This window comes from Kineococcus arenarius subsp. arenarius (genome assembly GCF_050871845.1).
GTDB lineage: Bacteria > Actinomycetota > Actinomycetes > Actinomycetales > Kineococcaceae > Kineococcus.
The window spans coordinates 75,465-95,919 of sequence record NZ_JBJLSE010000002.1 but is presented as its reverse complement, the minus strand read 5'-3'; the positions used below and the strand labels follow the sequence as shown (position 1 = coordinate 95,919).

Below are 20,455 nucleotides of genomic sequence, written 5' to 3'. Positions count from 1 at the left end.
GAGAGACCGCCGTGGAGTACGTCGTCGCCCGCATCGGCCGCCCGCACGGCGTGCGCGGCGAGGTGACCCTCGAGCTGCGCACCGACGCGCCCGACGAGCGCTTCGCCCCTGGCACGCTCCTGCGCACCGACCCGCCCGCCCGCGGCCCGCTCACCGTGGCCTCCGCCCGCTGGCACACCGGCACGCTGCTCGTCACCTTCACCGGGGTGGACGACCGCAGCGCCGTGGAGGCGCTGCGCGACACCCTCCTGCTGACCGACGTCGACGAGGACGCCGGCGCGGAGGAGGACGCCTGGTACCCGCACCAGCTGCGGGGCCTGGCCGCGGTGGGCGTCGACGGCACCGCCCTGGGCACGGTCGCCGACCTGCTCACCGGCACCGCCCAGGACCTGCTGGTCGTCACCGGGAACGACGGGCGCGAGGTCCTGGTGCCCTTCGTGGAGCGCCTGGTGCCGACGGTCGACGTGGCCGGCGGGCGGGTCGTCCTGGACCCGCCCGGCGGGCTGTTCGCCGAGCTGCCCGGCGACGAGGACGGGGCCTGAGGGTGCGCGTCGATGTCGTCTCCATCTTCGGCGAGTACCTCGCACCGCTGTCGCTGTCCCTGATCGGCAAGGCGCGCGCCCAGGGCCTGCTCGACGTGCGCGTGCACGACCTGCGCGAGCACACCCACGACCGGCACCGCACGGTCGACGACACCCCCTACGGCGGCGGCGCCGGCCTGCTGATGAAGCCCGAGCCGTGGGGCGAGGCGCTGGACGCGGTCCTGGCCGACCCGCCCGGCGACGCGGGCGGGGACGGGCCGGTGCTGCTGGTGCCCAGCCCCGTCGGGGAGGTCTTCACCCAGGCGGTGGCCGTGGAGCTCGCCGCCGAGCCGTGGCTGGTGTTCGCGTGCGGGCGCTACGAGGGCATCGACGCGCGCGTCACCGAGCACTACCGCTCGCGCGGCGTGCGGGTCCGCGAGGTCTCCCTGGGCGACTACGTGCTCAACGGCGGGGAGGTCGCCGTGCTCGTCGTCGTGGAGGCGGTGGCCCGGCTGCTGCCGGGGGTCGTCGGCAACGCCGCCAGCCTGGCCGAGGAGAGCCACGCCGCCGAGCACGACGGGCTGCTGGAGCACCCCGCCTACACCAAGCCCGCCAGCTGGCGCGGGCTGGACGTGCCGGCCGTGCTGTCCAGCGGCGACCACGGCGCGGTGGCGCGCTGGCGGCGCGAGCAGGCGCTGCGCCGCACCGCCAGGCGCCGCCCCGACCTGCTGGCCCGCCTCGACCCCGTCCGCTGCAGCGCCGCGGACCGGGCCGTGCTCGCCGAGGAGGGCTACGTCCCCGGCGCGCACGGGTTCGATCCGGCCCCGGACCCTGTGGCAGACTGAATAGCTGACCACACCAACCAGCCGCGACGGCCGGTGACCCCTGCCCCCGGGCGGGGCGGTGCGCCCGCCACAGGGGGCGCACCCGGCCGGAGAGACCCGTCGCGGGACCGATGCCCGAGCCGGGGACCTGTGGCGCCGGCAGGGGAGAAGAGCGACACCATGCACGTGCTCGACACCGTCGACGCCGCCAGCCTGCGCGACGACGTCCCGGAGTTCCGCGCCGGCGACACCCTCAAGGTCCACGTCAAGGTCGTCGAGGGCAACCGCTCCCGCGTCCAGGTCTTCCAGGGCGTCGTCATCCGCCGCACCGGCGGCGGCGTGCGCGAGAGCTTCACCGTCCGCAAGGTCAGCTTCGGCGTCGGCGTGGAGCGCACCTTCCCGCTGCACACCCCGGTTCTCGAGAAGATCGAGGTCGTCACCCGCGGTGACGTCAAGCGGGCGAAGCTGTACTACCTGCGCGACCTGCGCGGCAAGGCCGCCAAGATCAAGGAGCGTCGCGACTCCACGTCGCCGCGCGGCTGAGCGGTCCTCCGCCACGACGGGCCGGGTCCCCACGGGGCCCGGCCCGTCGTCGTGCCGGGCCCTCGCGCGCCGCCCGGACCGGCACCGCCGACGGCCACTAGCATCGGGACCGCGCCGGGGTCCGCCTGCAGCGCGACCGCCGCACCCCCGCAGCCAGGAGCACCGTGACCACCACCCGCCCGACGACGGCTCCGCGCCCGCACCGGCGCTCCTCCCGGGGCGGGCGCGCCGTCGCGGTCCTGGCCGTGGCCCTGCTCGTGGCGCTGGTGCTGCGCAGCTTCGTGGTCCAGACCTTCTCCATCCCCTCGGACTCCATGAGCCCCGCCCTGGAGCCCGGCCAGCGCGTCCTGGTCTGGCGGGTGGCCGCGCAGGACGTGCGCCGCGGCGACGTCGTCGTCTTCGACGGCACCGGCACCTTCGCACCGTCCCCGGCCGAGCCGGAGGGCCTGGCCGCCCTGGGGGCGGCCGTGGGCGGACTGCTCGGCTTCCACCCCGGTGAGAGCGACTACGTCAAGCGGGTCGTGGGCCTGCCCGGCGAGCGCGTCACCTGCTGCGACGAGCAGGGGCGCCTGCTCGTCGACGGCGAGCCCCTGGACGAGCCCTACCTGCACCCCGGTGACAGCGCCAGCGACGTCGAGTTCGACATCGAGGTCCCCGAGGGCAGGGTCTGGGTGATGGGGGACCACCGCAGCCGTTCCGTGGACTCCCGCTCCCACCTCGCCGCGCCCGGCGGCGGCACCATCGCCCTGGAGGACCTCGTGGGCCGCGTCGTGGCCGTCAGCTGGCCGCCCTCGCAGATCGGCACCGTGGCCCGGGGGGTGGGCGCGTGAGCGCGGACGACGCGGTCGGCCAGCAGCCCGCGGGGGAGGGCGGCGCGGCCCGCCCGGCCCGTCCGCGCGGCGGTGGCGTGCTGGCCGCCGTGCGCGAGACCGTCCTCGTCGTCGCGGTGGCGCTGGTCGTCTCCCTGGTCGTCAAGACGTTCCTGCTGCAGGCCTTCTACATCCCCTCGCAGTCGATGGAGCGCACCCTCGACATCGGCGACCGCGTGGTGGTCAGCAAGCTCACGCCGGGCCCGTTCGCGCTGCACCGCGGTGACGTCGTCGTCTTCGCCGACCCCGGCGGCTGGCTGACCGACACCCCCGAGCCCGAGCGCGGGCCCCTGGGAGCCGTCGTCGCCGACGTCCTGACCTTCGTGGGGCTGCTGCCGGAGGACTCCGACGAGCACCTCATCAAGCGGGTGGTGGGGCTGCCCGGCGACCACGTGGTCTGCTGCGACGAGCAGGGCCGCGTCACCGTCAACGACGTGCCGGTCGACGAGACCGCGTACCTCTTCCCCGGGGCCGAGCCCAGCCAGGTGACCTTCGACGTCACCGTCCCCGAGGACCGGTTGTGGGTCATGGGCGACAACCGCGCCGAGTCGGCCGACTCCCGCTACAACGGCGACAAGCAGTACGGCGGCTTCGTGCCGCTGGAGGACGTGGTGGGCCGCGCCTACGCCGTCGTGTGGCCGTTGTCGCACCTGGACTGGCTGGGCACGCCCGAGGCCTTCGCGCAGGTCCCCGGCCGCACGGGGGTCGGGTGAGCCCCGCCCCCGCTCCCACCCTGCGCCTGGAGCGCTCCCTGCTGCGCGCCGGGCACCACCTGGTGGCGGGCGTCGACGAGGTGGGTCGTGGAGCCCTCGCCGGCCCGGTGAGCGTGGGCGTGCTGGTCGTCGGCCCCGGCACCGCCGGCGCCCCGGCGGGCCTGCGCGACTCCAAGCTGCTCACCCCCGCCGCTCGCGAGGCGCTCGTGCCGGCCCTGCGGGGCTGGGCCGTGGCGTGGGCCGTGGGGCACGCCGAGCCGGCCGAGGTCGACGCCCTGGGCACCACCGCGGCCCTGCGCCTGGCGGGGCGCCGCGCGCTCGCGCTGTTGCCCGAACCGCCCTCGGTGGTCGTCCTCGACGGCAGCCACGACTGGCTCAGCGACCCGCCGGCCGGCGCCCTGCCGGGTCTGGGGGAGGACGAGCCGCCCTGCGCCGCCCCACCGGTGACCACCCGCGTCAAGGCCGACACCACTTGCGCCGCCGTGGCGGGGGCGAGCGTGCTGGCCAAGACCGAGCGCGACGCGATCATGGTGCGGCGGCACGCCGAGCACCCGCACTACGACTGGGCGGCCAACAAGGGCTACGGCGCCCCCGGGCACCTGGCGGCCATCGCCGCGCACGGCCGCTGCCCGCAGCACCGGCTCAGCTGGCGCCTGCCCGCCGCCGCCCTGCCGGCCCCGCGCGCCGCCGTCGACACGCGGGTGCCGCTGCCGCCCCCGGCCGGCCGCGACGGCGGGGCGCGGGGGGCATGATGGTCCCGTGAGCGCCGAGGACCTCGAGAACTACGAGACCGAGATGGAGCTGCAGCTCTACCGCGAGTACCGGGACGTCGTGTCGCTCTTCTCCTACGTGGTCGAGACGGAGCGGCGCTTCTACCTGGCCAACTCCGTGGACCTGCAGGTGCGCACCGGTGACGGGGAGACGTACTTCGAACTCACCCTGCACGACGCCTGGGTGTGGGACGTCTACCGCCCGGCGCGCTTCGTGCGCGACGTGCGCGTGGTCACGTTCAAGGACGTCAACGTCGAGGAGCTGCAGAAGCGCGACATCGAGGTCCCCGACACCCCGCAACTGCGCGACCGCTGACGCGCCGAGCTCTGCACAGGCCGCGCGCCGACGGGCGCCGGGCCGCAGGCTGTGGACGGCGCCGGCGCCCGCACCGCCGCGGGTGAGGGTGCGCACCGGAGGTGGTGCGCGTGCGCGCGAAGGACGGGGTCGGGCGGTACGGCGAGAGGCTGGCCGCCCGCAGGCTCACCGAGGCCGGGATGACGGTCTTGGAGACCAACTGGCGCTGCCCGGCCGGAGAGATCGACATCGTCGCCCGCGACGGCGACTGCCTGGTCGTGTGCGAGGTCAAGACCCGCCGCAGCACCCGCGCGGGCAGCGCGGTCGAGGCGGTGACACCGGCGAAGGTCGCCCGGTTGCGGCGGCTGGTGGGCCAGTGGCTCAGCGCCCACCCCGGGCTGCGCCCGGCCGGCGTCCGCCTCGACGTGGTGGCGGTGACGCTGCCCGCGCGGGGAGCCCCGCTCGTGCAGCACCTGCGGGGGGTGTCCTGATGGCGCTGGCCCGTTCCCTCGCCGTCGGCCTGGTCGGCCTGCAGGGGCACCTGGTGGAGGTGGAGGCCGACATCTCCGGCGGGCTGCCGGCGTTCGTGCTGGTCGGGCTGCCCGACGCCTCCCTGCACGAGGCGAAGGACCGGGTGCGGGCGGCGACCGCCAACTCCGGCTTCGCCCTGCCGCAGCAGCGGATCACGGTGAACCTGTCCCCGGCCACGCTGCCGAAGTCCGGCTCCTCGTTCGACCTCGCCGTGGCCGTGGCCGCGCTCACCGCCGCCGGCGTGCTGCCCCCCGAGGCGTCGGCCGGTGCAGTGCACCTCGGCGAGCTCGGCCTGGACGGCAGCGTGCGCGCCGTGGACGGCGTCCTGCCGGCGGTGCTGGCCGCCGCCCGCGCGGGGGTCCGCACCGTCGTGGTGCCCGCCGCCACCGCCGAGGAGGCGGCGCTCGTGCCGGGGGTGCGGGTGCGCGGGGTCCGCTGGCTGGCCGAGCTCGTCGCCGACTACCGCGGCGAGCCCCTCGACGAGCTGCCGGACCCGCCCGCCGCGCCGGCGCCCGCCGCGCTCACCCCGCGGCCCGTGCCGGACCTGGCCGACGTCGTCGGGCAGGCCGAGGCCCGCTTCGCCCTGGAGGTCGCCGCCGCCGGCGCCCACCACCTGCTGATGAGCGGGCCGCCCGGGGCCGGCAAGACGATGCTGGCGGCCCGCCTGCCCGGCCTGCTGCCCGACCTGGACGAGGAGGCGGCGCTGGAGGTGACGGCGGTGCACTCGATCGCCGGGGCCCTGCGCGCCCGCCCCGGCGCCCCCGCGCTGATCACCCGTCCCCCCTACGAGGACCCCCACCACACCGCCTCCGTGGCCTCCGTCGTCGGCGGCGGCACCGGGGTGCCACGGCCCGGCGCCGTCTCCCGCGCCCATCGCGGCGTCCTCTTCCTCGACGAGGCCCCGGAGTTCGAGAGCCGCGTCCTGGAGGCGCTGCGCCAGCCGCTGGAGCACGGCGAACTGGTCCTGCACCGCGCGCGCGGTGCTGCCCGCTACCCCGCGCGCTTCCAGCTGGTCCTGGCCGCCAACCCCTGCCCGTGCGGGCGCGCCGTCGGCAGGGCCCTCGACTGCACCTGCACCCCCCAGGCGCGGCGGCGCTACGCCGCCAAGCTGTCCGGGCCGCTGCTGGACCGCGTCGACGTGCGGGTGGACGTGCGAGCGGTCACCCGCGCCGAGGTGGCCGAGCCGGGCGCGGGGGAGAGCACCGCCGCCGTCGCCGCCCGCGTGCGCACCGCCCGTGCGCTCGCCGAGCAGCGCCTGCGCCCGCACTCCGCCCGGTGCAACGGCGAGCTGCGCGGCCCGCTCCTGCGCGGCCCGCTGCGCCTGCCGCCCGCGGCGACCGCCGACCTGGACCGGGCCCTGGAGCGGGGGGCGCTGACCCTGCGCGGGGTGGACCGCGTGCTGCGGGTGGCGTGGACGGTGGCCGACCTGCGCGGTGCGCCCGCCCCCGACCGCGACGACGTCGGTCGCGCGCTGGCCCTGCGCGGTGTGGGCGGCCCCCTGGCCGGAGCGGGCGCGTGAGCGCCCCCGGCACCCCGTCCGGTGCCGCACCCGTGCGTTCCCCGCTCGTCCGCCGCGTGCCGCCCGCACTGCGCTCCGCGCTGGAGGACGAGCGGCTCGCCCGTGCGGCCTGGAGCCGGCTGGCCGAGCCGGGCGACGCGGCGGCCGCCGCCCTGGTGGCCGAGGTCGGCGCCGCGCTGGCCCTGGAGGCGGTCGTCACCGGCCGGGGCCCGCGGCGCTGGCAGAGCCGGCTGGAGGACGCCGACCCCGCCGCGGACCTGGCCCACGCCCGGGCCGTCGGCGGCCGGCTGGTGGTCCCCGGTGACGACGAGTGGCCCACCGGCGTGGACGACCTGGCCCGCCACGGCGGGCCCGACCGCCCCCTGGGGGCGCCGATCGCCCTGTGGGTGCGCGGGCCCGCCCACCTGGCCGAGGCCGTGGGCCGGGCCGCCGCGGTCGTGGGGTCGCGCGCCTGTACCCCGTACGGCGAGCACGTCACCTCCGAGATCGCGGCGGGCCTGGCCGACCGCGGCTTCGGCGTCGTCAGCGGCGGCGCCTTCGGCATCGACGCGGCCGCGCACCGCGCCGCCCTGGCCGTCGGCGGCACGAGCGTGGCCGTGCTCGCCGGTGGGGTCGACCGCGTCTACCCGGCCGGGAACGCCGCCCTGCTCGGGCGCCTGGCGAGGCGGGGCGCTCTGGTCAGCGAGGTGCCCTGCGGGTCCTCGCCCACCCGCTGGCGCTTCCTGGAGCGCAACCGCCTGATCGCCGCCGCCACCGCCGGCACGGTCGTCGTGGAGGCCGCCTGGCGCTCCGGCGCCCTGTCGACCGCTGAGCGGGCCGAGCGGCTGCTGCGCCCCGTCGGGGCGGTGCCCGGACCGGTGACCTCCGCGGCGTCGGCGGGTTGCCACCGGCTGCTGCGCGAGCGCGGCGCCGTGTGCGTCACCACGGCCGAGGAGGCCGTCGAACTGCTCGCCCCGGTGGGCACGGCCCCGGTGCCCGCGCAGCCCGCCGTGGCGGCCCGCCCCTTCGACGGGCTGGATCCCGAGGAGCTCCGCGTCGCCGAGTCGCTGCCGCGGCGCGGCGCGGCGGGCACCGAGCGCCTCGCGAAGGCGGCGGGGCTCGAGGTCGCCACCGTGCACGCGGTGCTGGGGCGCCTGGAACTGGCTGGCACCGCGGTGCGCGAGGGGACCGGGTGGCGGCTGGGCACCCCGCCGTCGGGCCGCTGAGGGCCCCGGCTCGCGCCCGGGGCCGGGTGCCGGTACGAAGGCGGGGAGGGAGGACCGGTGGGGCCTGCGGGTCCCGTCGCCTACCGTCGATCCTCGTGCCCGCTGCGAGAGGCGTTGCGGCGCAACCGGTGCAGGTCACCGGAACCAGAGAGGGGCAGGACGTGGAGAAGCTGGGCGAGAAGCTGCTGAACTGGGCGTCGATCCTGGACGAGCAGACCCGCCGGCAGGCGCTGGCCACCTCGACGCTGCCGTTCATCCACCCGCACGTCGCGCTCATGCCCGACGCCCACCTCGGCAAGGGGGCGACGGTCGGCTCGGTGATCCCCACCGACGGGGCGATCGTCCCCGCGGCCGTGGGCGTCGACATCGGCTGCGGCATGATCGCGGTGCGCACGCAGTTCACCGCCACCGACCTGCTGCGGCGGGACCTGTCGGTGCTGCGGGTGTCCATCGAGCGCAGCGTGCCGCTGTCGGCCGGCGCGGCCAACCGCGTCGTCAGCGAGACGGCCGCGCCCCGCGTGGCGGAGCTGGAGCGCCTGGAGCCCGAGCGCGCGGCGTTCCGCGAGTCCCTCGTGCCCCGCTGGCGCCTGGCGCTGGGCTCCCTGGGGTCGGGCAACCACTTCATCGAGGTGTCCCTGGACGAGGACGGCGCGGTGTGGGCGTTCCTGCACTCCGGCTCGCGCGGTCCGGGCAACAAGCTGGCGGTGCACCACATCGGCGTCGCGCGCGAGCGCGCCCGTCGCGAGGGGCTGGACCTGCCCGACCTCGACCTCGCCCCCCTCGTGGAGGGCACGGAGGAGTTCGACGCCTACCTCGCGGACCTGTACTGGGCGCAGCACTTCGCCCTGCTCAACCGCGAGGAGATGATGGACCGGGTCACCGCCCGGCTCGAGGAGTTCCTCGGCGAGCCCGTGCGCGAGCAGGAGCGGATCAACTGCCACCACAACTACACCGCCCGCGAGGAGCACTACGGGCGCACGGTGTGGCTCTCGCGCAAGGGCGCCATCGACGCCTCGGCGGGCCGGCCCGGGCTGATCCCCGGGTCGATGGGCACGGCCAGCTACGTGGTCGTGGGCCGGGGGAACCGCGAGTCGCTGAACTCCTCGCCGCACGGGGCCGGGCGCGAGTTCAGCCGCACCGCGGCGCGCAAGCGCTTCACCCGCGAGCAGTTGCGGCAGGCCATGCGCGGCATCGAGTACCGCGACACCGACGCGTTCCTCGACGAGATCCCCGCCGCCTACAAGGACATCGACCGGGTGATGGCCGACGCCGCGGACCTCGTGGAGGTCCGCCACGTGCTGCGCCAGGTCGTCAACGTCAAGGGCGACTGAACGTCGAGGGCGGCTGAACGCCCGCCCGGGGCGGTGCGGCGCCCGCACCGCCCCGGGCGGTCCTCAGGCCACGGCCTGCTTGTAGCGCTCGACGACCTCGGACTTGATGCGGCCCCGGTCGCTGACCTCGATGCCGTTCTCCTTGGCCCAGGCCCGCACCGCCGCGCCGTCCACCGCGTCGCTCGCCTCGCCCGAGCGGGGAGAGGAGACCGGCGCGGCGGGGGCGCTGCGCCGGCCGCCGACGCGCCGGCCGTGCTCGACGTACAGGCTCAGCGCCCGCCGCAGCCGCTGCGCGTTCTCGGCGTTCAGGTCGATCTCGTAGTGGGTGCCCTCCAGCCCGAAGCGGACGGTCTCGCTCGCCTCGCCGCCGTCCACGTCGTCGGTCAGGACCACCGTCGTCCGCTGCGCCACTGCCTCGCTCCTCCTGGTGCCGTCCGCTCCGGCGCGCGGCAGCGCGCCGGGCCGTCCCGGTGCGCTGCTGCGCGACACCGGTCCGGACGCCGACAATCCTGGCACGCGGCCCTCCGCCCGTCCCCGCGCGACGGCGGTGGCGCGCCGCGCTTGCCCCGCGGCGCCGGGCGGGGGACGGTGCGGCGGTGAGCGACGTGCGCGGGCAGCGGCTGCAGGACCTGCTGGACGACTTCGCGACCCACCTGCGCGCTGAGCGCAACCGCTCGGCGCACACGGTGCGCGCCTACTGCTCGGACGTGCGGGACCTGCTGACCACCACCGTGCCCGCCGACGCCGACGGGTGCCTGGACCTGGACCTGCTGTCGCTGGCGGACCTGCGCGCCTGGCTGGCCGGCGCGGCCGGCGACCACGCCCGCTCGACCCTGGCCCGGCGGGCCGCCGCGGCGCGCACCTTCACCGCTTGGGCCGCGCGCACCGGGCGGGCCGGTGCGGACCCGGGCCTGCGGCTGCAGGCGCCGCGCCGGTCCGCGCCGCTGCCGCACGTGCTGAGCGCCGGGCAGGTGGAGGAGCTGCTGCGCGCCGCGCAGGACGGTGCCCTCGCCCCGTCGCCGGCGGCGGGTGGCGACGGGCCGGACCCGCTGGCGCTGCGCGACGCCGCTGCCGTGGAGCTGCTGTACGCCACCGGCTGCCGCGTGGCGGAGGTCGTGGGGCTGGACCTCGACGACGTCGACGCCGGGCAGCGCACCGTGCGGGTCCTGGGCAAGGGCTCGCGCGAGCGCGTCGTGCCCTACGGGCTGCCCGCCCACGACGCGCTGGAGCGCTGGCTCGCGCACGGCCGCCCCCGCCTGGTGGGGGAGCGCTCGGGGCGGGCCCTGCTGCTGGGCCGGCGCGGCGCCCGCGCCGACCAGCGGCAGCTGCGCGAGGCCGTGGCCCGGCTGTCCTCCCTCGCCCCCGGGGTGCCCGCCACGTCCCCGCACGGGCTGCGGCACGCGGCCGCCACGCACATGCTGGACGGAGGGGCCGACCTTCGTAGCGTTCAGGAGTTGCTCGGTCACGCTACGCTGACAACGACGCAGATCTACACGCACGTCTCCGTGGAGCGCTTGCGGAGATCGCACCGTCAGGCCCACCCGCGGGCCTGACGCACCGGGGGGAGGACACGGTGGACGCACCATCGGGGCGCGAGAGCGCCACGGCCGCGCGATCGGGCAGCGCCGGCGGCGTGCAGGTCGTCACCGACGGGGACGGTGGGGTCGACCCCCAGCAGGCTCCCGAGGAGGTCCGTCCGGCGGGGCAGCCCCAGGCCAACGCCCGCTTCGGCGGCCGCAGGGGCAAGGGCCCGGCCACTCCCGAGCAGGAGGAGGCCGAGGCGCGGCTGCGCGCCATGTGGGTGGAGTTCAAGGCCAGCGGCGACGGGCTCGTGCGCGAGAAGCTGATCATGCACTACTCGCCCCTGGTCAAGTACGTCGCGGGCCGGGTGGGCGTCGGGCTGCCGCCCAACATCGAGCAGGCGGACCTGGTCTCCTACGGGATCTTCGGGCTCATCGACGCCATCGAGAAGTTCGACATCGAGCGCGCCATCAAGTTCGAGACCTACGCGATCTCCCGCATCCGCGGCGCGATCATCGACGAGCTGCGCGCCATCGACTGGATCCCGCGCTCGGTGCGCAGCAAGGCCCGCGAGGTGGAGCGCACCTACGCCACCCTGGAGGGGGAGCTGCACCGCACCCCCACGGAGGCCGAGGTCGCCGTGCGGATGGGCATCCCGCTGTCCGACCTGCACCACATCTTCAGCCAGGTGTCCTACGTCAACGTGGTCGCCCTCGACGAGCTGCTGAGCGTGTCGGGGGAGAAGGGGGACAAGCTCTCCCTCGTCGACACCCTGCAGGACACCCGGGCCGAGGACCCCGTCGCGGCCTTCGAGGGCGAGGAGACGAAGTTCCTGCTGGCGCGCGCCGTCAACCAGCTGCCCGAGCGGGAGAAGATCGTCGTCACCCTCTACTACTACGAGGGCCTCACCCTCGCCGAGATCGGCCGGGTGCTCGGGGTGACCGAGTCGCGCATCTGCCAGATGCACACCAAGGCCGTGCTGCAGCTGCGCGGCAAGCTCAGCGACACCGACTGAGCCGGCGGCCGGTTCACCCGACCCGCCCCGGTTCACCCGGCCCGCCCCAGCGGCAGCAGCACCGGTGGGCCCGCCGGCGCCAGGAGCGCCAGGGGGTCCAGGTAGTCCTCCCCGCGCCGCAGGCCCAGGTGCAGGCAGGGCGCGTCCGGGCAGTGGGCCCCCGCGCCCAGGGCGGCGAACGCCTCGCCGGCGTCCAGGCGGGTGCCGACCGGCACGCCGGCCAGGACGGGTTCGTAGCTGGTGCGCAGGCCACCGGCGTGCTCGAGCACCACCACGCCACGGCCCGCCACGGGTCCGGAGAACGCCACGGTGGCCGGCGCGGGCGAGAGCACCTGCTGCCCCGGCTCCGCGGCCAGGTCGACGCCCCGGTGGCCGGGCGCGTAGCGCGCGACGTCGTCGAAGCCGCGCAGCACCACCGGCCGGGGGTGCAGCGGCCAGGACCAGCGCGCCCCGGCCCCCGGGGCCGGCGGTGAGGCGCTCGCGGGCGAGCCGACCGCCCCGGGCGGGCGCGCCGGGTCCGCGGCGGGACCCGCTGAGGAGCTCGCGGCGAGCAGCGCCGCGGCCGCCGCCGCGGTGAGCGCGGCGGCGGCGGTGGAGGAGGGCACCCGGCCACGCTGCCGCGGGCGAGGGGGCCGGCGCCCCCTCGCCGCTGCTCCCTGTGGACGGCGGCGGCGGCGCGGCGGCTGGGGCTCCCCGGTGCGCGACCGGCCGCCCCGCCCCTCAGCGCCGGCGCAGGACCTGCAGCCGTGCGCACGCCTCGTGCAGGACGGCGTCGGACTTGCAGAAGGTGAAGCGCACCAGCGGCCGGGTGGCGGCCGCGGCCGGCCCGTCCTCGGAGCAGAAGGCCGCGACCGGCACGCCCACCACGCCGGCCAGCTCCGGCAGTGCGCGGCACAGGGCGGTGCCGTCGTCGAAGCCCAGCGGGCGCGGGTCGGCCACGACGAAGTAGGTGCCCTCGGGCACGGCCGCGGCGAAGCCGGCGGCCAGCAGGCCCTCGCGCAGCAGGTCGCGGCGGCGCTGCAGGTCGTCGGCCAGGTCGCGGTAGAAGTCGTCGCCCAGCGCCAGCGCGCGCGCCACGGCGGGCTGGAACGGTGCGGCGTTGACGTAGGTGAGGAACTGCTTGACGGTGCGCACGGCGGCCACCAGGTGCGCCGGGCCGGTGACCCAGCCGACCTTCCAGCCGGTCACCGAGAACGTCTTGCCGGCCGAGGAGACGGCCAGGGTGCGTTCGGCCATCCCCGGCAGGGTGGCGATCGGGACGTGGTGCGCACCGGTGAAGACGAGGTGCTCGTACACCTCGTCGGTGACCACCAGGGCGTCGTGCTCGACGGCCAGCTCCGCCACCGCCGCCAGCTCCTCGCGCGTCAGCACCGTGCCGGTGGGGTTGTGCGGGGTGTTCAGCAGCACCAGGCGCGTGCGGGGGGAGAAGGCCGCGCGCAGCCCCTCGCGGTCCAGCGCGAAGCGCCCGGAGCCGTCGGCGGCGGGCAGCAGCGCCACCGGGCGCTGCACCGCCCCGGCCAGCGCGACCACCGCCGCGTAGGAGTCGTAGGCCGGCTCCAGCACCACGACCTCGTCGCCCGGCTCGGCCAGGGCCAGCACGGCTGCGGCGACGCCCTCGGTGGCGCCGGCGGTCACCAGGACCTGCGTGGCGGGGTCCAGCTCCAGCCCGTGGAAGCGGTGCTGGTGCTCGGCCACGGCCCGCAGCAGCTCCGGTTCCCCCTGGCCGGGCGGGTACTGGTTGCGACCGGCGCCGATCGCCGCGGCCGCGTCGGCCAGCAGCGAGGCGGGCCCCTCGGTGTCGGGGAAGCCCTGCCCGAGGTTCACCGCCCCGGTGCGCAGCGCGAGCGCCGACATCTCGGCGAAGATCGTCGGGCCGAAGCGCTGCATGCGCCGCACGACACCGGCACGGTCGAGACTGGTGCTCACGACCCGTAGACTACGAGCGCACGACGTGCGCGCCCGGCCCGGCCGAGCGCGGTCGCCGTGACACCGCGTCCCCGCCTCCTGCACGTCGCAGGGAGCCACCCCTCTCGGTCCGCCGCGCGTCGGCGGTCGGGGTGCGCCGCCGGGGACCAGGCGCGACGGACCGCCCGGTCCGCCGCGGGAAACCGATCGGCCCCCCGCGGGGGCCGGCACGAGGAGGACCACCCATGGCCGTCGTGACGATGCGCCAGCTGCTCGAGTCCGGTGTGCACTTCGGGCACCAGACGCGCCGCTGGAACCCGAAGATGAAGCGCTTCCTGTTCACGGAGCGCAACGGCATCTACATCATCGACCTGCAGCAGTCGCTGTCCTTCATCGACCGCGCCTACGAGTTCGTCAAGGAGACCGTCGCGCACGGCGGCTCGATCCTGTTCATCGGCACGAAGAAGCAGGCCCAGGAGCCCATCGCCGAGCAGGCCCGCCGCGTGGGCATGCCGTTCGTCAACCAGCGCTGGCTCGGCGGCATGCTGACCAACTTCTCCACCGTCTCCAAGCGGATCGCGCGCCTGCGCGAGCTCGAGGAGGTCGACTTCGACGACGTGGCCGGTTCGGGCCTGACGAAGAAGGAGCTCTTGGTCCTGCGCCGGGAGAAGGAGAAGCTGGACAAGACCCTCGGCGGCATCCGGGACATGGCCAAGGTCCCCTCCGCGGTGTGGATCGTCGACACCAACAAGGAGCACCTCGCCGTCGACGAGGCCAAGAAGCTCAACATCCCGGTCGTCGCGATCCTGGACTCCAACTGCGACCCGGACGACGTGGACTACCGCATCCCCGGCAACGACGACGCGATCCGCTCCGTCACGCTGCTGACCCGCGTCATCGCCGACGCCGTCGCCGAGGGCCTGCAGGTCCGCCACGGCGGGGGCGCGGCCACCGAGGCCGAGCCGCTGGCCGCCTGGGAGCAGGACCTGCTCGCCGGCAACGAGGGCATCCAGTCCGGTGGTTCCGAGAGCATCGCGACGGCCGAGGGCTCGGACCGCCCCGAGGCCGCTGCGGCCGCCGCCGCCACCGGCCAGGACGCCGAGGCCGTGGCCCTGTCGGGCGACGAGCCCACCGAGGCCGAAGCCCCCTCGCAGACGGTCGGCGCCTCCACCCAGGCCTGACCGGTGGACGCCCCGGGCCGGCAGCGGCCCGGGGCGTCCGCGCGTCCGGCCCCACCCACTCCGAGTTCGTCCGACACCCCAGGAGGAGAAGGACCGATGGCTGCGTACACCGCTGCTGACGTCAAGAAGCTGCGCGAGATGACCGGCGCCGGCATGCTCGACTGCAAGAACGCCCTGGTCGAGGCCGAGGGCGACTTCGACAAGGCCGTCGAGCTGCTGCGCATCAAGGGCCTCAAGGGCGTCACCAAGCGCGAGGGCCGCGACGCCTCCAACGGCCTCGTGGCCGCGCACGTCGACGGCGGCGTGGGCGTGCTCGTCGAGGTCAACTGCGAGACGGACTTCGTCGCCAAGGGCGAGCGGTTCATCGAGCTGGCCGACCGCGTCCTGCAGCAGGCCGTGGCGACCGGTGCCGCCGACGCCCAGGCCCTGCTCGCCTCCGACATGGGCGGCAAGACCGTGCAGGAGGTCCTCGACGAGGCCAACGCGACGATCGGCGAGAAGATCGTCGTGAACCGCCTGGCCCGCGTGGAGGGCACCCACGTGTCCTCCTACCTGCACAAGACCGCCAGCGACCTGCCGCCGACCATCGGCGTGCTCGTGGCCCTGGACTCGGCGAACGACGAGCTCGGCCGCGACATCGCGATGCACGCGGCGGCCATGTCGCCGATCTACCTCAGCCGCGACGAGGTGCCGGCCGAGACGGTCGAGAACGAGCGCCGCATCGCCGAGGAGACCGCGCGCGAGGAGAAGAAGCCCGAGGCCGCGCTGCCCAAGATCGTCGAGGGCCGCGTGAACAGCTACTTCAAGGACAACGTCCTGCTGGAGCAGCCCTTCGCCAAGGACACCAAGCAGACGATCACCAAGCTGCTCGCCTCCGCGGGCGTGCAGGTGACGGGCTACGCGCGCATCCGCGTCGGCGCCTGAGACGTCCCACCGCGGGGCGGGTGGACGACCGTCCACCCGCCCCGTTCGCGCGCCCGGGCCGCGGTGCGGTGCCGGGCACCCGTCCGGGTCAGCGCCGCCCCGGTGCGTGCGGCCCCGGGCGAACCCCTGCGGCAGACTGCCGAGAACCCCACCCGTGAAGGAGACCCCGCGTGCCGGACACCACTGAGCCGAGCCTGACCGTCGACCTGGAGGCCGGCACGGTCGAGCCGGCGCCCGCGTACCGCCGGGTCCTGCTGAAGCTGTCGGGGGAGTTCTTCGGCAACGGCTCCGTCGGCGTGGACCCCGACGTCATCGCCCAGGTCGCCCGGGAGATCGCCGCCGGGGTCAAGCAGGGCGTGCAGGTCGCCATCGTCGTCGGCGGCGGCAACTTCTTCCGCGGCGCGGAGCTGTCCCAGCGCGGCATGGAGCGCAGCCGCGCCGACTACATGGGCATGCTCGGCACCGTGATGAACGCGCTGGCGCTGCAGGACTTCCTGGAGCAGGCCGGGGTGGACACCCGCGTGCAGACCGCCATCACCATGGGCCAGGTCGCCGAGCCGTACATCCCGCGCCGCGCGATCCGCCACATGGAGAAGAACCGCGTGGTCATCTTCGGCGCCGGTGCGGGCATGCCGTACTTCTCCACCGACACCGTGGCCGCCCAGCGCGCCCTGGAGGTCCGTGCGGACGCGGTCCTCATGGCCAAGAACGGCGTGGACGGCGTCTACACCGGTGATCCGCGCAAGGACCCCTCCGCCACCAAGATCGACCGGATCACCTACTCGGAGGCGCTCCAGCAGGGCTTGCGCGTGGTCGACACCACGGCCTTCAGCCTCTGCATGGACAACGGCCTGCCCATGATCGTCTTCGGCATGGAGGGCCAGGGCGTGGCGCGCGCGCTGCGGGGTGAGAGGATCGGCACGCAGGTGACCGCGGGCTGAGCCGCGCCGGGCCCGGGGACCGGGTCCGCCGCTCGGTGCGGGCACCGTCACGCGCCGGAGCAGGACGAAGGGACCACCGTGATCGACGACACCCTCCTCGAGGCCGAGGAGAAGATGAGCAAGGCGATCGACGTCGCCAAGGAGGACTTCAGCGCCATCCGCACCGGCCGCGCCAACGCCGCCATGTTCCACAAGATCTTCGTGGACTACTACGGCGCCCCCACGCCGCTGCAGCAGCTGGCCTCCTTCCAGATCCCCGAGGCCCGGTCGGTGCTCATCACCCCGTTCGACCGCGGTGCCATGACCGAGATCGAGAAGGCGCTGCGCAACTCCGACCTCGGTGTCAACCCCAGCAACGACGGCCACGTCATCCGCGTGGTGCTGCCGCAGCTGACCGAGGAGCGCCGCAAGGACTACATCAAGCTCGCCCGCACCAAGGCCGAGGACGCCCGCGTCTCGCTGCGCAACGTGCGTCGCCGCGCCAAGGAGGAGCTGGACCGCATCGTCAAGGACGGCGAGGCCGGCGAGGACGAGGTCACGCGGGCGGAGAAGGACCTCGAGGCCACGACGAGGAAGTACGTCGAGGCCGTCGACGACCTGCTGAAGAACAAGGAAGCGGAACTCCTGGCGGTGTGAACGCGCCCGCACCCGACGCGGCCACCGGTACCGCGCGCACGCCCCGTGCCGGGCGCAACCTGCCCGCCGCCGTCGGGGTGGGGCTGGCGCTCGGCGCGGTGCTGCTGCTCAGCCTGTTCGTGCGCCCCGAGGCGTTCGTCGTGCTGGCCTGCGCCGCCGTCCTGTACGGGACGGTGGAGGTGGTGCGCGCCTTCCGCGCCCACCACCTGCGGGTGCCGGCGCTGCCGGCGGTGGTGGGCACGCTGGCGATGCTGCCCGGCGCCTACCTCGGCGGCGGCGAGACGCTCCTGGTCGCCTACGCCCTGACCGTCTTCACCGTGCTGGTGTGGCGGGTCCTGGACACCGGCGGCGACCACGGCACCCCGGTCCGCGTGCCGCCGGTGCGGGACGTCGCCGGCGGCGTGTTCGTCGTCTCCTACGGCCCGCTGCTGGGCTCGTTCGCGATGCTGATGCTCGCGGCCTCCGACGGTCCCTGGCGCGTGCTGCTGTTCGTGCTGCTGGCCGTGGCCAGCGACATCGGCGGGTACGCGGCCGGCGTCTTCCTCGGCAAGCACCCCATGGCCCCCTCGGTCAGCCCGAAGAAGTCCTGGGAGGGCACCGCCGGGTCGCTGCTGACGGGGGCGGTCCTGGGGGCGGTGTGCCTGCCGCTGATGCTCGGCGGACCGTGGTGGGGCGGGCTGCTGCTCGGCCTGGTCACCGTGGCCGTCGCCGTCCTGGGCGACCTGTCGGAGTCCATGCTCAAGCGGGACCTGGGCATCAAGGACATGGGGGACCTGCTGCCGGGGCACGGCGGCGTGATGGACCGGCTCGACTCCCTGCTGCCGACGGCGCCCGTGGTGCACCTGCTGCTGCTGGCCCTCGTCGGTCCCTGAGGCCCCGGCGCCGGTCCCCGCCGTGCGCGGTGACCGGCGCGCGGGCGCCTTACCATGGGAGGACCATGCCGACTCCCCCCGCCCCCTCCGCCGCGGCGGACGCCCCCCAGGACTTCAGCGAGGACTTCGCCCGGGACGCGGACCGCCGTCCGCTGCCGCTGGCGCCCGCCGCCCCCGGCGCGCTGGTCATGTCCGCACCCCGCCGGGGCAAGCCCCCGCGCCACTTCAGCGACCTGGAGCCCGCCGAGCGCGCCGACGCGCTGGCCGAGCTGGGCGAGAAGCCCTTCCGCGCCCGGCAGCTGGCCACCCAGTGGTTCGAGCGCCTGCAGGACGACCCGGCGCGCATGACCGACCTGCCCGCCGCGAGCCGGGAGCGCATCGCCGGGGCCCTGCTGCCGACGTTGCTGACGCCCGTGCGGTCCCTGACGGCCGACCGGGGCAGGACGGTCAAGACCCTGTGGCGCCTGCACGACGGCGCCCTGGTCGAGTCCGTGCTCATGCGCTACAAGAACCGCGACACGCTGTGCATCTCCAGCCAGGCCGGTTGCGGCATGAACTGCCCGTTCTGCGCCACCGGTCAGGCGGGCCTGACGCGCAACCTGTCCACCGCGGAGATCGTCGAGCAGGTGCTCGCCGCCGCGCGCTCGCTGGCGCGCGACGAGGTCGCCGGTGGTCCCGGCCGTGTCTCGAACGTGGTGTTCATGGGGATGGGGGAGGCCCTGGCGAACTACCGCTCCGCCGTCGCGGCCGTGCGCCGCCTCACCGCCCCCGCCCCCGACGGGCTGGGCATCTCCGCGCGCGGCATCACCATGTCGACGGTCGGCCTGGTCCCGGCCATCGACAAGTTCGCCGCGGAGGGCATCGCCGCGACCCTGGCGCTGAGCCTGCACGCGCCCGACGACGAGCTGCGCGACGAGCTGGTGCCGGTCAACCGGCGCTGGAAGGTCGGCGAGGCCCTGGACGCGGCCCGCCGCTACTTCGAGGCCACCGGGCGGCGCGTCAGCATCGAGTACGCCCTCATCCGCGACGTCAACGACCAGGCGTGGCGCGCCGACCGCCTCGGCAAGCTGCTCAACGCGCGCGGGCGCGGCTGGGTGCACGTGAACCCGATCCCGTTGAACCCCACCCCGGGCTCGAAGTGGACCGCCAGCGACCCGGCGGTGGAGAAGGCGTTCGTCGCGGCCCTGGAGGCCCGCGGGATCCCCACCACCGTGCGCGACACCCGCGGCAGCGACATCGACGGCGCCTGCGGCCAGCTGGCCGCCGTGGCTCCGGAACAGCCGCGCGCGTGAGCGGTGCGCACGCCGCCGGGGCGCGCCGGTGACGCAGGAGCTGGGTGAGCGGGGCGTCGCCGAGCAGCTGCTGGGGCGTCGCCCCCACCGCACGGGGCGCCTGCACCGCGGGTACCGCGTCGCCGACGTCGACGCCTTCTTCGAGCACGCCGAGCGGGCGGTGCCCGCGCGCAGGCTCAGCGCCGCGCAGGTGCGGGCGGTCGGCTTCGGCTCCCAGCTCGGCGGTTACGACGTCGAGGCCACCGACGCGGTGCTCACGGAGCTGGAGGACCGGCTCGCCCGCCTGGAGCGCGTGCGGGCGCTGGGGGGCGGGGCGCAGCGGCAGTGGGCCGAGCGGCACGCGGCGCTGAGCGCGGCCGTGCTGGGCAGGCTCGACGAGCCGGACGGGGAACGCTTCCCGCGCGCCCGCGGTCTGCGCCGCGGGTACCGCCCCTCCGACGTGGACGCCCTGTGCGCGCTGCTGTCCGAGCGGTTCGCCGGCGGTGCACGCCTGGACGCCGAGGACGTGCGGGCCGCGCTGTTCCGGCCCCGGCGGGGCCGGCGCGCCTACCGGGAGGCGCCGGTGGACGCCTTCCTGGACCGCGTCGTGGAGCTCGTGGTCTCCCACGAGCCCTGAGGGGGCGCGGCCGCCGCAGCATCATTCCCAGGGCGGGACCGACCCGAGCACCCGGTCCACGGCGATCGCGACGACCACGCGCCGCGGGTTGGGCCGGGGCGTGCGGTACCGCTGCGCGTAGCGCTCCTCGGCGTCGGCGACGTCACCGGGGTCGGTGAGCAGGTGGGCGGGGCCCTCCAGCGCCAGCCAGCGCCGCCCGTCGACCTGGGCCACCACGGCGCGCGTCCCGCGCCGCACGTGCGCGGCCTTGCGGGAGGTGCCGGAGGTGATGACCCGCACCGTGGTGGTGGCGGCCTCGAAGGTGAAGCCGACGGGCACCACGTGGGGCGAGCCGTCGGTGCGCAGGGTCGTCAGGGTCGCCAGGTGCCGCTCGGTCAGGAACTCCAGCGCGGCGGGCGGCAGGTCGTGGGGGTCCAGGGCCACGGGCCGGC

At 75.9% G+C, this 20,455-nt stretch carries 24 protein-coding genes; 20 read left to right on the top strand and 4 right to left on the bottom strand.

Going from position 1 to position 20,455, the window contains the following annotated elements:
* The first annotated feature begins 11 nt into the window (after window positions 1-11).
* From rimM to ACRYM0_RS01260, 11 genes are all read left to right on the top strand, one after another.
* Window positions 12-542, top strand: a complete 531-nt coding sequence (gene rimM, locus ACRYM0_RS01310; RefSeq protein ID WP_432501349.1) for a ribosome maturation factor RimM — start codon at window positions 12-14, stop codon at window positions 540-542.
* A gap of 2 nt (window positions 543-544) precedes the next feature.
* A complete protein-coding gene (gene trmD / locus ACRYM0_RS01305; RefSeq protein ID WP_432501347.1) occupies window positions 545-1,366 on the top strand; it encodes a tRNA (guanosine(37)-N1)-methyltransferase TrmD in 822 nt (273 codons plus the stop codon).
* A 159-nt stretch (window positions 1,367-1,525) separates the two neighbouring features.
* The gene (gene rplS / locus ACRYM0_RS01300; protein WP_432501345.1) at window positions 1,526-1,888 is read left to right on the top strand and encodes a 50S ribosomal protein L19; all 363 of its coding nucleotides are present in this window, start codon (window positions 1,526-1,528) and stop codon (window positions 1,886-1,888) included.
* 164 nt (window positions 1,889-2,052) lie between these two features.
* Window positions 2,053-2,718, top strand: coding sequence for a signal peptidase I (gene lepB, locus ACRYM0_RS01295; RefSeq protein ID WP_432501344.1), 666 nt, complete (start codon window positions 2,053-2,055; stop codon window positions 2,716-2,718).
* Entirely contained in the window at window positions 2,715-3,470 is a 756-nt protein-coding gene (lepB, locus tag ACRYM0_RS01290) for a signal peptidase I (protein WP_432501342.1), read from the top strand. Before lepB (ACRYM0_RS01295) ends, lepB (ACRYM0_RS01290) begins: the two co-directional genes overlap by 4 nt.
* Window positions 3,467-4,222, top strand: a complete 756-nt coding sequence (locus ACRYM0_RS01285; RefSeq protein WP_432501340.1) for a ribonuclease HII — start codon at window positions 3,467-3,469, stop codon at window positions 4,220-4,222. Before lepB (ACRYM0_RS01290) ends, ACRYM0_RS01285 begins: the two co-directional genes overlap by 4 nt.
* Window positions 4,223-4,229: 7 nt before the next feature.
* Window positions 4,230-4,556, top strand: a complete 327-nt coding sequence (locus ACRYM0_RS01280) for a DUF2469 domain-containing protein (RefSeq protein WP_432491671.1) — start codon at window positions 4,230-4,232, stop codon at window positions 4,554-4,556.
* Window positions 4,557-4,666: 110 nt separating this feature from the next.
* Window positions 4,667-5,026 carry a YraN family protein gene (locus ACRYM0_RS01275; protein ID WP_432501337.1) on the top strand — a complete coding sequence of 120 codons (360 nt, stop codon included), beginning with the start codon at window positions 4,667-4,669 and terminating at the stop codon, window positions 5,024-5,026.
* Entirely contained in the window at window positions 5,026-6,585 is a 1,560-nt protein-coding gene (locus ACRYM0_RS01270) for a YifB family Mg chelatase-like AAA ATPase (protein WP_432501334.1), read from the top strand. Before ACRYM0_RS01275 ends, ACRYM0_RS01270 begins: the two co-directional genes overlap by 1 nt.
* Complete coding sequence (gene dprA, locus ACRYM0_RS01265) at window positions 6,582-7,790, top strand: DNA-processing protein DprA (protein WP_432501332.1); 1,209 nt, start codon at window positions 6,582-6,584, stop codon at window positions 7,788-7,790. Before ACRYM0_RS01270 ends, dprA begins: the two co-directional genes overlap by 4 nt.
* Window positions 7,791-7,951: 161 nt before the next feature.
* The gene (locus tag ACRYM0_RS01260) at window positions 7,952-9,121 is read left to right on the top strand and encodes an RtcB family protein (RefSeq protein ID WP_432501472.1); all 1,170 of its coding nucleotides are present in this window, start codon (window positions 7,952-7,954) and stop codon (window positions 9,119-9,121) included.
* 63 nt (window positions 9,122-9,184) lie between these two features.
* Here the strand turns inward: ACRYM0_RS01260 and ACRYM0_RS01255 are convergent, their stop codons facing one another.
* On the bottom strand, window positions 9,185-9,532 hold the full coding sequence (locus ACRYM0_RS01255) for a histone-like nucleoid-structuring protein Lsr2 (protein ID WP_432501330.1): 348 nt from the start codon (window positions 9,530-9,532) through the stop codon (window positions 9,185-9,187).
* A 185-nt stretch (window positions 9,533-9,717) separates the two neighbouring features.
* Here ACRYM0_RS01255 and ACRYM0_RS01250 point away from each other — a divergent pair, with 185 nt between their 5' ends.
* Window positions 9,718-10,674, top strand: a complete 957-nt coding sequence (locus tag ACRYM0_RS01250) for a tyrosine-type recombinase/integrase (RefSeq protein ID WP_432501328.1) — start codon at window positions 9,718-9,720, stop codon at window positions 10,672-10,674.
* A gap of 80 nt (window positions 10,675-10,754) precedes the next feature.
* A complete protein-coding gene (gene whiG / locus ACRYM0_RS01245; RefSeq protein WP_432501470.1) occupies window positions 10,755-11,657 on the top strand; it encodes an RNA polymerase sigma factor WhiG in 903 nt (300 codons plus the stop codon).
* Between the two features lie 32 nt (window positions 11,658-11,689).
* On the opposite strand, the gene ACRYM0_RS01240 is transcribed toward whiG, so the two are convergent.
* Complete coding sequence (locus tag ACRYM0_RS01240; RefSeq protein ID WP_432501326.1) at window positions 11,690-12,262, bottom strand: murein hydrolase activator EnvC family protein; 573 nt, start codon at window positions 12,260-12,262, stop codon at window positions 11,690-11,692.
* Between the two features lie 115 nt (window positions 12,263-12,377).
* Window positions 12,378-13,544, bottom strand: a complete 1,167-nt coding sequence (locus ACRYM0_RS01235) for a pyridoxal phosphate-dependent aminotransferase (RefSeq protein ID WP_432501468.1) — start codon at window positions 13,542-13,544, stop codon at window positions 12,378-12,380.
* A 263-nt stretch (window positions 13,545-13,807) separates the two neighbouring features.
* Between ACRYM0_RS01235 and rpsB the strand changes: the two genes are divergently transcribed.
* From rpsB to ACRYM0_RS01200, 7 genes are all read left to right on the top strand, one after another.
* Window positions 13,808-14,743, top strand: a complete 936-nt coding sequence (gene rpsB / locus ACRYM0_RS01230; protein WP_432501324.1) for a 30S ribosomal protein S2 — start codon at window positions 13,808-13,810, stop codon at window positions 14,741-14,743.
* Window positions 14,744-14,839: 96 nt separating this feature from the next.
* A complete protein-coding gene (gene tsf, locus ACRYM0_RS01225; protein WP_432501323.1) occupies window positions 14,840-15,667 on the top strand; it encodes a translation elongation factor Ts in 828 nt (275 codons plus the stop codon).
* Window positions 15,668-15,861: 194 nt separating this feature from the next.
* Window positions 15,862-16,608: a UMP kinase gene (gene pyrH / locus ACRYM0_RS01220; RefSeq protein WP_432501466.1), complete on the top strand. Its 747-nt coding sequence runs from the start codon at window positions 15,862-15,864 to the stop codon at window positions 16,606-16,608.
* Between the two features lie 78 nt (window positions 16,609-16,686).
* The gene (frr, locus tag ACRYM0_RS01215; protein WP_432501320.1) at window positions 16,687-17,244 is read left to right on the top strand and encodes a ribosome recycling factor; all 558 of its coding nucleotides are present in this window, start codon (window positions 16,687-16,689) and stop codon (window positions 17,242-17,244) included.
* A complete protein-coding gene (locus ACRYM0_RS01210) occupies window positions 17,241-18,116 on the top strand; it encodes a phosphatidate cytidylyltransferase (protein WP_432501318.1) in 876 nt (291 codons plus the stop codon). Before frr ends, ACRYM0_RS01210 begins: the two co-directional genes overlap by 4 nt.
* Before the next feature lie 188 nt (window positions 18,117-18,304).
* Entirely contained in the window at window positions 18,305-19,408 is a 1,104-nt protein-coding gene (gene rlmN, locus ACRYM0_RS01205; protein WP_432501464.1) for a dual-specificity RNA methyltransferase RlmN, read from the top strand.
* A 28-nt stretch (window positions 19,409-19,436) separates the two neighbouring features.
* Window positions 19,437-20,024 (top strand): DivIVA domain-containing protein, encoded by a 588-nt coding sequence (locus ACRYM0_RS01200; protein WP_432501316.1) that lies wholly within the window; start codon window positions 19,437-19,439, stop codon window positions 20,022-20,024.
* 21 nt (window positions 20,025-20,045) lie between these two features.
* On the opposite strand, the gene ACRYM0_RS01195 is transcribed toward ACRYM0_RS01200, so the two are convergent.
* The gene (locus ACRYM0_RS01195; RefSeq protein ID WP_432501314.1) at window positions 20,046-20,447 is read right to left on the bottom strand and encodes a pyridoxamine 5'-phosphate oxidase family protein; all 402 of its coding nucleotides are present in this window, start codon (window positions 20,445-20,447) and stop codon (window positions 20,046-20,048) included.
* Between the last annotated feature and the right edge of the window lie 8 nt (window positions 20,448-20,455).

Bases quoted from the DNA above. Each gene is read 5' to 3' on its own strand.
- rplS (WP_432501345.1), top strand. From the start codon at position 1,526: ATGCACGTGCTCGACACCGTCGACGCCGCCAGCCTGCGCGACGACGTC.
- ACRYM0_RS01270 (WP_432501334.1), top strand. From the start codon at position 5,026: ATGGCGCTGGCCCGTTCCCTCGCCGTCGGCCTGGTCGGCCTGCAGGGG.
- ACRYM0_RS01235 (WP_432501468.1), bottom strand. From the start codon at position 13,544: ATGCAGCGCTTCGGCCCGACGATCTTCGCCGAGATGTCGGCGCTCGCG.
- rpsB (WP_432501324.1), top strand. From the start codon at position 13,808: ATGGCCGTCGTGACGATGCGCCAGCTGCTCGAGTCCGGTGTGCACTTC.
- tsf (WP_432501323.1), top strand. From the start codon at position 14,840: ATGGCTGCGTACACCGCTGCTGACGTCAAGAAGCTGCGCGAGATGACC.
- rlmN (WP_432501464.1), top strand. From the start codon at position 18,305: ATGTCCGCACCCCGCCGGGGCAAGCCCCCGCGCCACTTCAGCGACCTG.